The sequence below is a fragment of the Algibacter pacificus genome (assembly GCF_008033385.1).
GTDB classification, from domain to species: domain Bacteria; phylum Bacteroidota; class Bacteroidia; order Flavobacteriales; family Flavobacteriaceae; genus Algibacter; species Algibacter pacificus.
On record NZ_VOGY01000008.1, the window covers coordinates 71,367 to 87,451 of the forward strand.

Sequence of the window (16,085 nt, forward strand, 5' to 3'; positions counted from 1 at the left end):
ATCTTTGTGCCTTTAAAATTTTTAGAGCATTTAGACTATGTCGCAATTATCAGAACAAGAACTTGTAAGAAGAGAGAAATTAGTAAAATTACGCGCTATGGGGATTAACCCATATCCTGCGGATTTATACCCTGTAACACACACATCGAAATCGATAAAACAGGACTTTGTTGAGGAAAAACAGGTGGTTGTTGCTGGTAGATTGATGGTAATAAACATACAAGGAAAAGCATCGTTCGCGCAGTTGCAAGACGGTGAAGGGCGCATACAGGTTTACTTTAACCGTGACGAAATTTGTACAGGTGAGGATAAAACCAAATACAACGATGTCTTTAAAAAACTACTAGATTTAGGTGATTTTGTAGGAATTAAAGGCGAATTATTCAACACGAAAGTGGGCGAAAAAACCATTCGTGTAAAAGATTTCACTTTATTAAGTAAAGCTTTAAAACCGCTGCCTTTACCAAAAGAGAAAGACGGAAAAGTATTTGATGCTTTTACCGATCCGGAATTACGCTACCGCCAACGCTATGCCGATTTAGTGGTGAACCCACACGTGAAAGAGGTTTTTGTTAAGCGTACTAAATTATTTAATGCCATGCGTTCGTTTTTTAACGACGCTGGATATTTTGAGGTTGAAACTCCAGTATTACAACCTATTCCTGGTGGTGCTGCGGCGCGCCCATTTATTACACATCACAACAGCTTGGATATTCCGTTGTATATGCGAATTGCAAACGAATTATACCTAAAACGTTTAATTGTTGGTGGTTTTGATGGAGTTTACGAATTCTCGAAAAACTTTAGAAATGAAGGAATGGACAGAACGCACAACCCGGAATTTACAGCTATGGAAATCTATGTGTCTTACAAAGATTACAACTGGATGATGGATTTTGCTGAACAACTTTTAGAGCATTGTGCTATTGCGGTAAACGGAACGAGTGTAGCTACTTTTGGTGAACATAAAATTGATTTTAAAGCACCTTACGCGCGTGTGACTATGGCGGAATCTATTAAACACTTTACAGGGTTTGATATTACCGGTAAAACTGAAGATGAAATTAGAGCAGCTGCAAAAGGCATGCACATTGAGGTGGATGACACCATGGGTAAAGGAAAATTAATTGATGAAATTTTTGGTGAAAAATGTGAAGGCAACTACATACAACCAACCTTTATTACAGATTACCCTAAAGAAATGAGTCCGTTGTGTAAAGAGCACCGAGACAACCCAGAACTTACCGAGCGTTTTGAGCTTATGGTTTGCGGTAAAGAAATTGCGAATGCTTATTCGGAATTAAACGACCCAATTGACCAACGTGAGCGTTTTGAGCACCAATTAAAACTGGCTCAAAAAGGTGACGATGAAGCTACCGAGTTTATAGATTACGATTTTTTACGTGCCTTAGAATACGGTATGCCTCCAACATCGGGTATGGGAATTGGAATGGATCGTTTAATTATGTTTTTAACCAATAACCAATCGATACAAGAGGTTTTATTCTTTCCGCAAATGCGCCCAGAAAAGAAAGCGCCATCGATTGAATTAAACGACGATGAAAAAGCATTACTTGCCTTAATCCAAAAAGTTGAAAAAATAGATTTAATTGCTTTAAAAACGCAAAGTGGTTTATCGAATAAAAAATGGGACAAAACCATTAAAAGTTTAACTAAAAATAATTTGGCTAAGGTTGAGAAAACCGACGAAGGATTGTTTGTGGAAGCTGTGTAAGTTCCTGCATTTTATAGGATAAAAAAAGCCCGTAATTTCTAATGAGATTACGGGCTTTTTTAACTAACTAACTAATCAACTTTTTTATGAAAAAACTACTAAGGTTAACTACTCCTTAATGTCTACACAAAGAAACGTCCTTAAAACGATAGTATAACCCTTGTTTAGATTTGTTTAACACGCTTTTATTGTTTTTTATGTTTTCTTTATGAGAACGCTTTGCTTTGTGTTAATTTTTTTAAGAATTCACACTCTGTTTTACCCATAAAAAAAGCCCGTAACATCTAACAAGATTACGGGCTTTTTTAATAACTAACTAACTAACTTTTTTATGAAAAAACTTTTAAGGTTAACTACTCCTTAAATTCTCTACAAAGAAACGTCCTTAAAACGATAGTGTACACCTTGTTTAGATATGTTTAACACGCTTTTGTTTTTTTTATATTTTCTTTAAGAACCTTCCTTAGCAGGTGTTAATTTTTTAAGAATATTAAAATATTTACACGCCATTTTGGTCATAAAAAAAGTCCGTAACACCTAAATAGGTTACGGACTTTTTTTATTAATTTTTACTCGACAAATCTTTTTTATTTCTTTTGACGTTTACCTGATTTGTCTCCATCTTTATGGCCTTTTTTACCGCTTTTTCTTTTATTTTTTTTACTAGCAATTTCTTTTTCCCATTTAGCGTATTGGTCATCATTTAAAATCTTTTTCATCTCTGCTTTTTCCGCTATTTTTTTATCAAGCATAGCGTTCATCATTTTTAAATGGTCTTCCTTAGATGGTTTTTCCGCAGTTCCAGCTTCTTTTTTAGCTTTACGCTCCTCCATCATGGCTTTTCTTTGTGTCGCATTTTCTACATTAATTTTGTAGATTTTCTTTTGTTGCCCTTCATCCAAATCTAAAAATAAAGTCATTTTTTTGGTTTGTAAAGTCGCTATTTCTTCAGCAGATAAATTCATCATTTTACCTCCTCTATCCTGGTTTCTAGGTCCACCTTCTTGTCTTTGTGCTGTTGCTTGTAATCCGATAAATGCTAACGCAATAATTATTAATTTTTTCATCTTGTTTATATTTTAATGTTTATTTGCTATTAGGACTTTCACATTTCAAAAAGGTTTAAGAACCATTGGATATTTAACTAGTATTTAACAAAAAAGGCTTCCATTTACGAAAGCCTTTTTAAATATTAATAGTTTGATATGTGACTATTTAGGATCTAAAATTTGATTAATTTGTTCAACCATATCTCTAAGATGAATATTAGTAATGGCATTTCTAGAGCCAATACGCGAGCGTATTAAACTTCTTAAAGTCGTTAATTCGGCACGTGAAATCGCATTAATATCCGAACTACTTTTGCTGTTCATTAAATAAGCTAGTCTATTAATGTGTTCTCGTTGTAAATTACGTTTGTAAGTATCCACATTTTTTCCTGAGTTTAATTCTTTCCAAATCCCATTTCTTAGGTCACGCATCATAGTTGTAAGCTTGTAAGCGTTATTTCCATTTAGCGATTCATTTTCAATCATTCTTTTCAGTCTCGACGTGCTCAAAATACTATTTAAAGTTTTAGTTTGCGCCCCGTTAATACGTTCTATAATACCCGACGATTGAATCTTATCGTTAATTTCTGCGCTAATTAACCATTTAGGAGTTTCAAACAATTGATCGTTTATAAAAAGTAACGATTCCTTTTGACGATTTTTGTCAACATGACTATAAACAGCGCCTTCCTGATCGGCAGTTTTATAATTTTCATAAATACCACCAATATTGCTTGACACGTGCCCCATATATCTTTTAAATTGAGAAAACACATGGCTGTACATGGTTTTTAAATCTTCGTAATCTGAAGTGTTTTTGGTGGTCCAATCTATTAAATTTGGCACCACCCGCTTTAAGTTTTTAATACCATAAGTACTTGCTAAAACGGCATCATCACCTAAATCTTCGGTTTGCGAACTTGGATCTATGGTTTCACGTTGTTGTTTACCAAATCGATAAAGCGGATCGCCATCATGTGCCATAATCCAGCTATCTAAAGTTTCTTTTTCTTCTTCAGCTGTTTTATCTAAAATAGGCTTATATCCCCAAGCAATGGCATACTTATCATAAACACCAATATTTGGAAATAAAGACACCCCCACATCCTCGGGTTGTGCGATATAATTGAAACGCGCATAATCCATAATAGAAGGCGCTGTTCCATATTTTTTAGTAAATTCTGGATCGCGTAAATCTTCTACTTTATAAGCAGAACTACTCCCCATATTATGAGGTAACCCTAAAGTATGACCAACTTCGTGAGAGGATACAAAACGAATAAGTTCTCCCATAACTTCATCGGTAAATTCTGAATTTTGAGCATCTTTGTTCACGGCAGCTGTTTGAGTAAAAAACCAACCATTTACCAAACTCATAACATTGTGATACCAGTTGATATCCGATTCTAAAATTTCACCAGACCTAGGATCGCTAACATGCGGTCCATTAGCATTTGGAATTGGAGATGCTAAATAACGCACTACGGAATACCGTACATCTTCTGGCGTCCATTCTGGATCTTCTTCCACGCTTGGTGGATCTTTAGCGATTATAGCATTTTTAAATCCGGCGGCTTCAAAGGCTGCTTGCCAATCTTCAATCCCTTGTTTTATATATTTCCTCCATTTTACAGGAGTTGCTCTATCAATATAATAAACAATTTGTTTTTTAGGTTCAACAAGTTCCCCTCGTTTAAATTTCTCAATATCTTCATCTTTTACCTCAAGTTTCCAACGGTCTAAATAAGTGACTTTTTTACTTTTTTGAGCCTCTAAACCATAATCGATTTGACTACTTGTAAACCACCCCACACGTTTATCAAAATACCGGCGTTTCATAGGTGTTTTAGGAAGTAAAATCATAGAATTATTCATTTCAACACTAATTGTTCCTGTACTAGAATTCGATGGTGGGTTTCCTGAATAATACGTTTTCACATGACGTGCTTCAATATTTAGCGGGTAACTTTTTATAGATTCTATAAAAGATTTACTATCGTCTAAGCGCGTAACTTTATATTGCTTTTTAGTACTAACGCTTAAACCAAGGGAGTTTACATCTTTTTTATACAAATTAGTAACATCTATAACGGTTGCTGTTGAATCTTTGCTAAATGCTTTAATAGGAAACGTATATAAAACAGGTTCAAAATTAGAATTTACTACGGCTTCATGAACAGGTAAAGATGGGTTTGCAACCACTTTATTGGATACCACACGAAGTAACACCTTTTTATCTTTTACTTGCCAACGTAATACTTGTGTGTTTTCTTTTCCGCCACCAAACCCAAGTCCGCTTGCCGTTTTTGCTATTCGAGTCACCATGAGCATTTCTCTACCGAAAAGAGAATCTGGTATTTCGTATAAATATTTATCGTCTATTGTGTGAATTTTAAAAAGACCTTGGTCTGTTTTTGCATCTTTAGTAATAACTTTACTGTATGGCTGAATTTGTTGCTTTTTAAGTTTATCTGCTTTTTCTTTTTTAGCGAGCATGGCTTTTTTTTCAGCATTTGCTTCGGCTGTCTTTTTTGTAGAATTACAAGACAGTATTATTGTTGTTAGAAACAATAATAGTAATTTGGTTGTTTTTTTCAATGTAATTAGAACTTTTGGTTAATTGCGTGAAAGTATTTAATTTATAAAAAATTATCAGTTTTTAAAGCAAAATTTAACGAAATTTTAGTTAAATTTTCTTAAAAGATGATTTTTCACTAATCAAATACAGGAATTTTAATGTTAAACCCTGTTTGAAAATCAGGAGCGTTATTTACCAAAAAATCTTCTTTTATATAAAATGAGAGCTGTAAGTTAGGCTTCCCGTAGGTGTATATAAAATCCCAATTGATTAAAGTTTTATAAAGTGTAGTAATCCCGTTCTGCCAGCCTCCATTTATTTCTTCCCATTTTCCTATAAGACGGAAATAATCCGTTTCTTCTTTTTTAAAATATCGGGATTGCAATTGATAATTAACACCAAAAGCATGATAATGCCCCTTGCCGTTGTATTTGGTAATTTCAATGGCACTTTCGGCGGTTGCTATGTATGCATTATTACCCAAATCTATATTATTTTTAAAATTTATTACATTTTTGCGTAAAAGATTTGTGCCAATCGCTATTTGGAGTTGATATCTATTTTTTAAATCAATTTTTTTCACTGCATTAACGGAAACCCCAACATCTACCGATGTATTATATTTTGAAGTATTTAAACCTAAATGACTCCCAAAATTAATAAAAATCTTCCGCGTTTTATTAATTAAGAACTCTGGATAATAATGATGATTCAATTCAATACCTCCAATAAAAAAGTCGTTATTATCAAACTCTAAAACGTTTCCGTTTCTATCGGTGTATTTAAAATTAACTTGATTTAACCCGTAATAACGTCGTCCATAAGGATCTTCACTTTTAATAACATCACTATGAAACCATTCAATACTTTCATCGCTAGTAAGTGGTGAAAACGGATATTTCCCTTTAGTAATTAGATAAGAACGTAACGATAAATTTAATTCGTGATATTTAGATACAGGTAGGGTTAAACTTGGACGAAATTCTTTAATAACTCCATCAACTACAATATTGATGTAATCGGCTGGGGTGGTTTCTTGATTAATAAAATAAAATGTACGATCATGCCATTTTATTTGGCTTAACCGTTCTCTTGTTTCGGGATCTTTAGGTAAATAAGCTTCTACGAAAGGATGGAAAGAATTGCCGCTAGATAAATTAAAACTAAATGTTGCTTTTTGTAGAACCTTAAGTTTAAAATTGGTTGATATTCTAGAACTAAATATGCCAAAATGATGTGTTGCTAAATGATTTGGACTATCTATACCATTTTTAAGAATTATACTATCGTTTTGCTGCGCTTTTATAAAAAAACAACTTAGAAAACAGATAATTAAAACAATCATTTTATTCATTACACAAATGTAAATAAAGTAATTAAAAGTGTCACATAATTTTATTTAGGATGGCTTAAAAAACTTGAACACGTTTTAAAATGGCAACCTATAAATTTGCATCTAACTTTTTGGATTATTCTCGGAAATTTCAATACAAAACCTTTTGCGAATAAGAATGGAGAACATTCCTGTACCAGAAATATACTAAGGCATTGGTTGGTTTTTGACCGTTAGAGCCATTGTACTATTTATAATTGATCTATGCAATGCCGATTTACTTTTAAGTGAAAAAGGTTTTTTGCAGTATGACATATTTACTAAATTTATTTGCAATTATTGCTGTTCAAGAAAACACTCGAGATGTTCAATTTTTTGATAATACTCCAAAGAAAACGAAATCTTTATGAGACCTGCTATTTGCAAACAAAACACATACATTTTTTAAGCTCAAACCCCACTTATTTTCTTAAAAAATTAACACCTCTCACTGCAATTTCTTAAAGAAAATATAAAAAACAACAAAAGCGTGTTAAACAAATCTAAACTAGATTAATGATTTCGTTTTTTGGGTGTTTCTTTGTATAGAATTTAAGGAGTAGTTAACCTTAAAAGTTTTTTTTCATAAAAGTTAGTTAGTTAGTTAAAAAAGCCCGCAACCCTATTAAAGGTTACGGGCTTTTTTTTGTTAATGACATCAAAGCAACAAAAAAGCACATATCTTAAATTAGACATGCGCTTTTTGTTTTAAAATAAACGGACCTAAATCCATGTCGTTTTATTAAAACCTTACAAAGTTTTAGCAACGGCATCTACGGCTGCAATAGTAAAATCTAAATCCTCATAACTTAAAGCATCGGTAATAAACCAGGTTTCAAAAGCGCTTGGCGCAATATAAACGCCTGCCTTTAGCAATCCGTGAAAGAACGCTTTAAACGTATCATTATTTCCTTTTGCAGCGGTTTTAAAATCGACAACTTCACCTTCACTAAAATGAACAGAAATCATAGATCCTATTCTATTGATACTGTGCGTTATATTATTTTTAGTTAACACTTTAGTAATCCCTTCATGTAAATAAGCTGTTTTTTCGGCTAAGCTAGAAAAAGTTTCAGGCTTATTATTTAATTCCGTTAACATGGCTAAACCAGCTGCCATAGCAAGTGGATTCCCACTTAATGTTCCTGCTTGATACACAGGACCAATGGGTGCTAAATAATCCATAATTTCATTTCTACCGGCAAAAGCACCAACAGGCAAACCACCTCCAATTACTTTTCCGAAACAAACAATATCTGCATTAATGTTAAATAATTCTTGGGCGCCGCCTTTCGCTAAACGAAATCCTGTCATCACTTCATCTAAAATCAGTAAAATATTGTTAGCATTACAAACCGTTCTCAATGCTTGTAAAAAACCATTTTTTGGAGGAATACAGCCCATATTTCCAGCAACTGGTTCAATAATAATACAAGCGATTTCATTTTTATTCGCTTCAATTAATGCTTTTACATTTTCAATATCATTATAATTCGCCAGCAAAGTATCTTTTGCGGTACCTTTTGTAACACCCGGACTGTTTGGTGTTCCAAACGTACTAGCACCACTCCCCGCTTGAATTAAAAAAGAATCGGAATGCCCGTGATAACAACCTGAAAATTTAATTATTTTATCTTTTCCTGTATAGCCACGCGCTAGTCTTACGGCACTCATACAAGCCTCGGTTCCAGAATTCACAAAACGTATTTTATCAATATTAGGCACCATAGATACTGCTAATTCTGCAATTTGCGTTTCTATTTCGGTTGGCATTCCAAAGGAAGTTCCTTTTTTAGCTTTTTCAACTACAGCTTTTACCACAGGTTCGTGTGCATGCCCTAAAATCATGGGACCCCAAGAATTAATATAATCTATTAATCGGTTACCATCTTCATCATACAAATATGCCCCTTTAGCTTCTTTTACAAAAATTGGAGTTCCACCAACGCCATTAAACGCTCTAACCGGAGAATTTACACCACCCGGAATCACTTTTTCTGCCTCTGCAAATAAGGCACTACTTCGTTTATAAATCATATTTTTTAATTTAGACTCACTTGTAATTTTTGTCCTATTTTTATTGTATTATCTTCTAAATTATTCAGTTTTTTAAGTCGATCTACTGTTATATTATTCTTTTTAGATATAGAATAAAGCGTATCACCAGGAACGACTACATGTATCACTTTTTGAGTGATGTCTCGCGTTACCCTAGCCCTAGATTTCCCGGAACTTTTATCATAATCATGCAAATCATAACGCTCTATTAAACTTATTAATTTAGATGGGTATTTTGGATCGGTAGCATATCCCGCAGCTTTTAGCCCTTTTGCCCAACCTTTATAGTCTGTTTTTTTTAGTTTAAATAATTTAGAATAACGGCTACGTTCGGTTAAAAACAGGGAGTGATCGCGAAAGGAATTTCTAACATCATCATATTTTCTAAAACATTCCTGTGCCGCATCATCATCGTGGTAAATTCTATCGCCATCCCACTCGTGGCATTTAATTCCAAAATGATTATTAGCTTCGGTTGCTAATCGTCCATTTCCAGATCCCGATTCCAGAATTCCTTGCGCCAAAGTAATACTAGCAGGTATATTATAACGTTGCATTTCGGCTATAGCCACATCAGCATAGGTAATGATATACGTTTCGGTAGAGCTGCGTTTTCTAGGTTTTACTACTGGAACGCTAACCTCTTCGGCTTCCTTTTTTTTAGTCACCACTTTTTCCGTCCTTACTTTTCGTGCCTTTTTGTTTGCTACAGCTTTTTTCGATTTACAGCTAAACAACATCGCTCCAACACATAATATCAGTAATATCCTTTTCATTCTTTATTCAATTAACGGTAATTTTTTCTTTTTTAAATTCATATTCATTCCCGGGATACCTTGAAGCCCTCCCGTATGAATGGCTAATATTTTTGAACCTTTTGGGAATTGTTTTTTTTCAATTAAATCGAAAATCCCAAACATCATTTTTCCAGTATACACAGGATCTAACTGAATGTTATTTTCTGTTTTAAATCGATTAATAAAACTTATTAATTCTACATTTATTTTAGCATAGCCCCCAAAATGATAATCGAAAATTAACTTCCAATGATTTTTTTTTGCAAATTTACTAATATCTTGTTGTAAAAAGTCTCCTTTTAACGCGGGAAAACCTAAAACCTGTTGATTTGGCTTGGATTTATTAATAAGTCCAGAAATTGTACCACCAGTTCCTACGGCACAGCATATATAATCGAACGCTTCATCACTAGCAGTTAAAATTTCCTCACAACCTTTAACCGCTAAGGCATTGGTTCCCCCTTCTGGAATAGTATAAAAATCCTGAAACTCTTCCTTTAAATTATTTAGAAAATCATCGGAAATTTTATTTCTATAAACCTCTCGCGACACAAACTTAAATTGCATACCGCATTGTTGAGCGTAATTTAACGTGGGATTACTTTCAATTTTATCAAACAATTCCTCACCACGAATAACACCAATAGTTTTAAAGCCCAATAGTTCGCCAGCCGATGCCACCGCTGCAATATGATTGGAATAGGCGCCACCAAAAGTAAGCAACGTTTTAAAGCCTAACTTTTCGGCTTCAAATAAGTTATATTTAAGTTTTCGGTATTTATTCCCTGAAACAAAACCATGGATTGCGTCTTCCCGTTTTAAGTAGACTTCTACGCCGTTACTATTCGGAAAATGTAATCGCTGATTAACGCTATTTTCGAGTTGAAAAATCATAGTTTCAAAGATACTTTAAAAAACTCCAAAACAGACGCTGATTTAAATATTGTAAATCCTTTTCATTTAAATAAGCTTCTTTTTCAAATGAAATATTTCTATAAGCTAAATGCCATTTTTTGTATCTCATTAAACCATATAAAAACTCCAAAACATACCATATATAAAAGGGTACAATTAACAATTCCAGCTGTTGTTTTAAATGAATTCTTTCATGGTTAAGCAATACTTTATCTGCTTTTAACGTTCTCTTTTTCAAGAATACAAAGGGAAAAATAGTGATTCCAGCATAGCCTTTTGGTACCAAATATTTCGAAATAAAAATCATACTTTAACAGCAACAAAAATCAATCCAATTTATGATAATTTTAGAAATCCCTAATTGCATTTTACATTATCTTTGTAAAATATGAAAAAAATTATCCCCATTGAAGACGGTGATTTTTACTGGACTCCCGAAGGCTATCGTTGTTTTACAGCACAATACTTATTAAAAAGAGAATATTGTTGCGAAAGTGGGTGTAGACATTGCCCATACGGATTTAATAAGAATACTAATTCTGTTAAAAAATAAAAAACCAATGATAAACCATTTAACTTGGTATGATTATTGCAACTTTAAAAAACATTAAAACAACCTAAATAATTGATTTTAAGTTGAACATTGAAAACACTAAACTCCCTTCCTTATGAAAACATTTTTAAAAACATTACCATTTTTAGCTTTGTTACTAGTGGTAACATCGTGCAGCACGGTTAAAGTAGCTGCAGATTATGACAAAGACGCTAATTTTAAAAACTATAAAACCTTTGCTTTTTTTAAAACAGGTATTGATAAGGCTGAAATTAGTGATTTAGATAAACGCCGTATTTTACGCGCTATAGAAGCCGAGCTTATTGCTAAAGGTTTCACCAAATCGGAAAACCCAGACTTATTAATTAGCCTATTTACAAAAGCCAACCAACGCGTTGATGTTTACAACAATTCTTGGGGTATGGGCGCCTGGGGTTGGGGAGGCTACGGTCCTGGTTGGGGCTGGGGATGGAATACCCCACCAAGTATATCGACCTCTACTCAAGGTGTTTTATACATAGATTTAATTGATGCCAATAAAAAAGAATTAGTTTGGCAAGGTATGGGTACCGGCTACTTAAGCAGAAATATGGAAAAGAAAGACGAACGCATTAAAGAGTTTGTTTCGGAAATTATGATGAAATATCCTCCAGAAGCGAGTAAATAATTTTTAAAAAAGGCGGTTCAAAAATTTTGAATCGCCTTTTTTATTTTACAATAAATAGGGCTTGGCGTGGCCATTATCTAAAAGCCACTGATTAAGATCCAAACCATTCTCTAAAACAATATTGGCTAAATAACGCCCGTACTTCCCTTGTTTATCTTTGTAAGACCGGATCGTGACTTCTTTATCCAAAATCATTTCGCGCACAATATCTCTTACTTTTTTTCCTTCCACTTTTTCATCACCACGCATTTCTGGGGTATCAATACCATACAGACGTAATTTCATTTCTTGAGTGTGTAAAAATCCTAAATCGACTAAAGCCGTAACCGTATCACCATCATAAACAGCAATAATTTTTGCTTTATAAGTATACATATTTTATAGTTTTATAAAAATTAGATTTACATTCCAGAAATTTTGTGAGTATTACAACTGTACTATCTAAAGCGTTTTAATGTTTTTTTAGTGAACTTACTAAGCACTAATTTTCCACTAATTTTAGCCCGTTCACTTAATAAATCGTCCCAATGATTGGTACCTTCCCAAATCACATTTTTCATTTCTTTTAGTGCTTCAGGATTATACCCTGCCAGTTTTTCGGCTAAATTTTTAACCGAAGCGTCCAATTCTTCAGTAGTATTAAACACTTCAGAAAATAACCCTTTTTCCTTAGCAAATTCCGAAGAAAAAAAAGTTTCCGCATCTATGGTCATTTGCGCCATGGCGGTTTTACCAATACGCCTAGAAACCGCTGGCTCAATAACAAACGGCCCAATACCAATACTAAGTTCACTCAATTTAATAGCAGCATATTGAGTTGCTAAACAATAATCGGTTGCAGCAGCTAAACCCAAGCCACCACCAACACTTTTGCCTTGCACCCTACCAATAATAAGTTTGGGGCATTTTCGCATGGCATTTATCACATTTGCAAAACCCGAGAAAAACTTAAAACCAGCCTCCTCGTCTTCAATAGTTATAATTTCATTAAAACTCGCTCCGGCACAAAACGTTCTATCGCCTCCACTTTTTAAAACAATGACGTTTATAGCCTTATTTTCACCTGCACTTTTTATGGTTTGTGCCAATAATTCCAGAATATCGCTTGGCATGGAGTTTCTATTTGGATGATAAAACTCAATATATCCAACCTTATTCTCAATATTCAACCTAACGTATGCTTCCATTTTATTTCGTAAATTAATGTATGAATATACATAAAATTATTAAGTAACAGTAGTTACATGGCTTTAATAAAATATAAAGATATTTGCAGAAATAAATATAAAAAATGGGATTATTAGATTTTCTTTTTGGAGATAAAAGCAACACAATAAACGAGTTTAAAGACAAAGGTGCCGTAATAATTGATGTACGCACACCGGGGGAATTCCAGCAAGGCGCAATTCCGGGGTCTAAAAACATACCGTTACAAACGCTGAACACCAAAATTGCCTATATAAAAAAATTAAACAAACCAGTAATTACCTGCTGTGCCAGTGGCATGCGTTCTGCTAATGCTGCTAGTATTTTAAACAGAAATAATATAGAAGCAACCAATGGTGGCGGTTGGCAAAGTTTACAGAGAAAACTATAATTTTATATCCAATAACGCTTCGGTTTTGGTAATTGGCATGCTATTATACTGCAAGGTCCAACCTAAAGAATTGGTTAAAATATAGAATTTTGAAAGCTCGCTCATTAAACGGTTTTGAGCATTATTTTTTAAGTCGGAAGCCTCAATTTTTTTATCTAAAGATTGTTTTACAATGGTTTTTATATCATTATAATCTTTAGCTTCAAAGGGGTTTAAAAAATCGGATTGAATATCATAATACTCAAAATCGGGGCTAATTTTTATTTCTTCCTTCGGAATACTTAAAATTGTAAGTGTTTTGGTAGCTTCATCTATTTGAAATTCAATTTTACTTAAATCATATGCAATAGTAACATCGGCATTTACAACGACTAACGCCTTTTTTTCTGAAGTAAAATAATCTCCAAAAATTTCTTTGGAGTTTTTGTAGTTGAAAACTTCGCTAAAATGCCCTTCGGTAACAATAAGCTTTCCAACATTTTTTATTTGTTCTTGGATAAGCGCAGAACTTTCTTGAAGCACGATTTTATCATCCTGCTTTTCCCCACAATACTTAAAAGTAAACAAGACAACTAAAGTAATAATAACACCAAATAGAATTTTTCGCATAGTGCTAAAATAAAAAAACATCAGTTTGCTTCGACATATGAAGCCTAAACTAATGTAATTTATATTAACAATTGCTAACGGTACAAATATAAAACTCTTATTTGTTGCCAACGTTACATAAAAGTTACCGTTATTTTAAATAAAAAAACGGTACTTTTAATATATTTTACTATTATTAAATCAAAACATGATATCAGGAAATTGTAGTTGAAGCCTATTTTTTTTATCTTCTAAATTTTCAAGAAATTTTGAATGCGCTTCAGAATTTGGGTTAAACGGTCTATGCTGTATTCCCTTTTGAACCACATCAACTTCCTTCATAATTTTTAAAGTTTTATTTGAAATCCAAACCAACTGAAACTTTTCCCAAATATAATTGATCGCTGTCGAATTTGGATGAATCATATCTTCGGCATAAAAACGATAATCTCGAAGTTCATCCATCATAATTTCATAAGAAGGAAAATAATATGTTCTAGAAGCTAACACCTGATGGATAGCTGTTAATAAGTGTGATTTACTTTGCGTATTTTCCACAAAACCATCTTTAATATGGCGCACTGGAGATACTGTAAAAATGATTGTTGCATGAGCATTCACACCTCGAATTTGCGCTAAAATATGTTTTAGCGAATCCCTAATCTCCTCAACTGTTAGTATGGTTTTTGTAAATTTTTTCTGTGGTATTTTATGGCAGTTTGCAACCGTTTTATTCTTTTCAATATAATTATAAACCCAAGCGGTGCCTAATGTAATTATAATATGAGATGCATTTTTTAATTGATTTCTCGTACATTCAATTTGACTATTAAGTTTATCTATTAATCCCTCTTTAGTCGCATCACTTAATTTTGAATGCGCATCGAAACAATGCCATTGTTCATTATGAAAAAACACATCTTTTTCTGAATATATTTTATGCTGAATAACATGTTCAATTAAGGTTTCAATAGCTTTTGGGTGAAACAATATCCCGAAAGGATTCTGATAATTTTGAAACTTAAAATACTGTAATTTTTCACTCATATTTTCAGAAAAACAAGACCCAAACAAAAGTGTTTTAGAATTATAATCTATTTGATTATGTTCTTCGGGAAATAAAGGTATTTGAGTTTGCAGTTTCATAAAACATCATAATTCAATCTTCCAAAAATAAGGATTAATCCACAAACCTTATATTTTAGTTCATTAAAAAAAACTACATTTGTTTAACAAAAACACAAATACCTTGAACGAAATTAAAAACAAATTTAGTATTAAAGATCTTGAAAATCTTTCAGGAATAAAAGCACACACAATACGAATTTGGGAAAAACGATATAACTTATTAACACCTAAACGTAGCAAAACCAATATTAGGTATTACACCACGGCCAGTTTAAAAAAATTACTAAACATTGTTTTACTAAAAGACAACAATTACAAAATTTCTAAAATTGCCGAAATGCCGGCCGATGTTATTCAAGACACTGCTAGAGAATTAGCCCATAAAAAAGGACAAACGCAACATGCTTTTCAGGAGTTTAAACTATCAATGCTTCAGTTCGATAGCGCTTTATTTAACGCTACATATGCTAAATTGCTGCAACAATACAGCTTTAGCGAAATTATGAACACTATTTTTATACCACTGCTTAACTTTGTTGGATTGCTATGGCAAACCAGCACATTACTTCCTGCTCACGAGCATTTTATATCAAATTTAATTACGCAAAAAATATTAGTAGAAACAGAAAATCTTTCGACTACAAACCTAAATTCTACAGTAACCTACGTCTTGTTTTTACCAGATAACGAAATTCACGAAATTGGCTTACTCTATGCCAATTACACCCTTTCACTTAAAGGGTTTAAAACCATATATTTAGGGCGAAGTTTACCGCTAGATAATTTAAAATCTTTTTTGGAAAGCGATTCGAAAATGCAATTTATCACATCAATAACCATTAGCCCATCGCTAGATTTAATACAAGGCTATTTTAATGAGCTAGACACACTCTTATCTCAAAAAAAACATAGCCTTTTTGCAGCAGGCACAAAACTTAAAACTCTGGAAGAAAACAGGTTTAAATCTAATATTAAATTGTATCCTTCTATAGTATCATTGTTAAAAGCTATTTGATTTATTTATTTTGTTTAACTTTTTTACTATATT

16 protein-coding genes are annotated in these 16,085 nt (G+C 32.9%); 5 read left to right on the forward strand and 11 right to left on the reverse strand.

From position 1 onward, the window contains the following. Positions 1-37 precede the first annotated feature (37 nt). Positions 38-1,735, forward strand: a complete 1,698-nt coding sequence (lysS, locus tag FQU21_RS12905; RefSeq protein WP_147678423.1) for a lysine--tRNA ligase — start codon at positions 38-40, stop codon at positions 1,733-1,735. A gap of 587 nt (positions 1,736-2,322) precedes the next feature. Here lysS and FQU21_RS12910 read toward each other — a convergent pair. From FQU21_RS12910 to FQU21_RS12940, 7 genes are all read right to left on the reverse strand, one after another. Continuing rightward, on the reverse strand, positions 2,323-2,802 hold the full coding sequence (locus FQU21_RS12910) for a hypothetical protein (protein ID WP_147678424.1): 480 nt from the start codon (positions 2,800-2,802) through the stop codon (positions 2,323-2,325). A 144-nt stretch (positions 2,803-2,946) separates the two neighbouring features. Continuing rightward, entirely contained in the window at positions 2,947-5,388 is a 2,442-nt protein-coding gene (locus FQU21_RS12915; RefSeq protein WP_394348406.1) for a zinc-dependent metalloprotease, read from the reverse strand. Between the two features lie 110 nt (positions 5,389-5,498). Continuing rightward, on the reverse strand, positions 5,499-6,716 hold the full coding sequence (locus FQU21_RS12920) for a hypothetical protein (RefSeq protein WP_147678425.1): 1,218 nt from the start codon (positions 6,714-6,716) through the stop codon (positions 5,499-5,501). Positions 6,717-7,484: 768 nt separating this feature from the next. Further along, positions 7,485-8,771, reverse strand: a complete 1,287-nt coding sequence (gene hemL, locus FQU21_RS12925; RefSeq protein ID WP_147678426.1) for a glutamate-1-semialdehyde 2,1-aminomutase — start codon at positions 8,769-8,771, stop codon at positions 7,485-7,487. 5 nt (positions 8,772-8,776) lie between these two features. Next, entirely contained in the window at positions 8,777-9,568 is a 792-nt protein-coding gene (locus FQU21_RS12930) for a glucosaminidase domain-containing protein (RefSeq protein WP_147678427.1), read from the reverse strand. 3 nt (positions 9,569-9,571) lie between these two features. Next, positions 9,572-10,483 carry a 1-aminocyclopropane-1-carboxylate deaminase/D-cysteine desulfhydrase gene (locus FQU21_RS12935; protein ID WP_147678428.1) on the reverse strand — a complete coding sequence of 304 codons (912 nt, stop codon included), beginning with the start codon at positions 10,481-10,483 and terminating at the stop codon, positions 9,572-9,574. 4 nt (positions 10,484-10,487) lie between these two features. Further along, positions 10,488-10,811 (reverse strand): hypothetical protein, encoded by a 324-nt coding sequence (locus tag FQU21_RS12940; protein ID WP_147678429.1) that lies wholly within the window; start codon positions 10,809-10,811, stop codon positions 10,488-10,490. Between the two features lie 81 nt (positions 10,812-10,892). On the opposite strand from FQU21_RS12940, the gene FQU21_RS17465 reads away from it, so the two are divergent. Beyond that, positions 10,893-11,057: a C1orf53 family protein gene (locus tag FQU21_RS17465; protein WP_187269383.1), complete on the forward strand. Its 165-nt coding sequence runs from the start codon at positions 10,893-10,895 to the stop codon at positions 11,055-11,057. 115 nt (positions 11,058-11,172) lie between these two features. After that, a complete protein-coding gene (locus FQU21_RS12945) occupies positions 11,173-11,724 on the forward strand; it encodes a DUF4136 domain-containing protein (protein WP_147678430.1) in 552 nt (183 codons plus the stop codon). Positions 11,725-11,769: 45 nt separating this feature from the next. On the opposite strand, the gene FQU21_RS12950 is transcribed toward FQU21_RS12945, so the two are convergent. Both FQU21_RS12950 and FQU21_RS12955 read right to left on the reverse strand, forming a co-directional pair. Further along, positions 11,770-12,099, reverse strand: a complete 330-nt coding sequence (locus tag FQU21_RS12950; protein ID WP_222708009.1) for a thermonuclease family protein — start codon at positions 12,097-12,099, stop codon at positions 11,770-11,772. Between the two features lie 62 nt (positions 12,100-12,161). Continuing rightward, complete coding sequence (locus FQU21_RS12955) at positions 12,162-12,911, reverse strand: enoyl-CoA hydratase/isomerase family protein (protein WP_147678431.1); 750 nt, start codon at positions 12,909-12,911, stop codon at positions 12,162-12,164. A gap of 104 nt (positions 12,912-13,015) precedes the next feature. Here FQU21_RS12955 and FQU21_RS12960 point away from each other — a divergent pair, with 104 nt between their 5' ends. After that, positions 13,016-13,321, forward strand: a complete 306-nt coding sequence (locus FQU21_RS12960; RefSeq protein WP_147678432.1) for a rhodanese-like domain-containing protein — start codon at positions 13,016-13,018, stop codon at positions 13,319-13,321. On the opposite strand, the gene FQU21_RS12965 is transcribed toward FQU21_RS12960, so the two are convergent. Together FQU21_RS12965 and FQU21_RS12970 are read right to left on the reverse strand one after the other, a co-directional pair. Further along, a complete protein-coding gene (locus FQU21_RS12965) occupies positions 13,316-13,930 on the reverse strand; it encodes a DUF4230 domain-containing protein (RefSeq protein WP_147678433.1) in 615 nt (204 codons plus the stop codon). The two genes, FQU21_RS12960 and FQU21_RS12965, sit on opposite strands and share 6 nt — an antisense overlap. Positions 13,931-14,110: 180 nt before the next feature. After that, positions 14,111-15,055 carry a GSCFA domain-containing protein gene (locus tag FQU21_RS12970; RefSeq protein WP_147678434.1) on the reverse strand — a complete coding sequence of 315 codons (945 nt, stop codon included), beginning with the start codon at positions 15,053-15,055 and terminating at the stop codon, positions 14,111-14,113. Between the two features lie 103 nt (positions 15,056-15,158). Between FQU21_RS12970 and FQU21_RS12975 the strand changes: the two genes are divergently transcribed. Then, positions 15,159-16,052 (forward strand): MerR family transcriptional regulator, encoded by an 894-nt coding sequence (locus tag FQU21_RS12975; RefSeq protein ID WP_147678435.1) that lies wholly within the window; start codon positions 15,159-15,161, stop codon positions 16,050-16,052. The last annotated feature ends 33 nt before the right edge of the window (positions 16,053-16,085 follow it).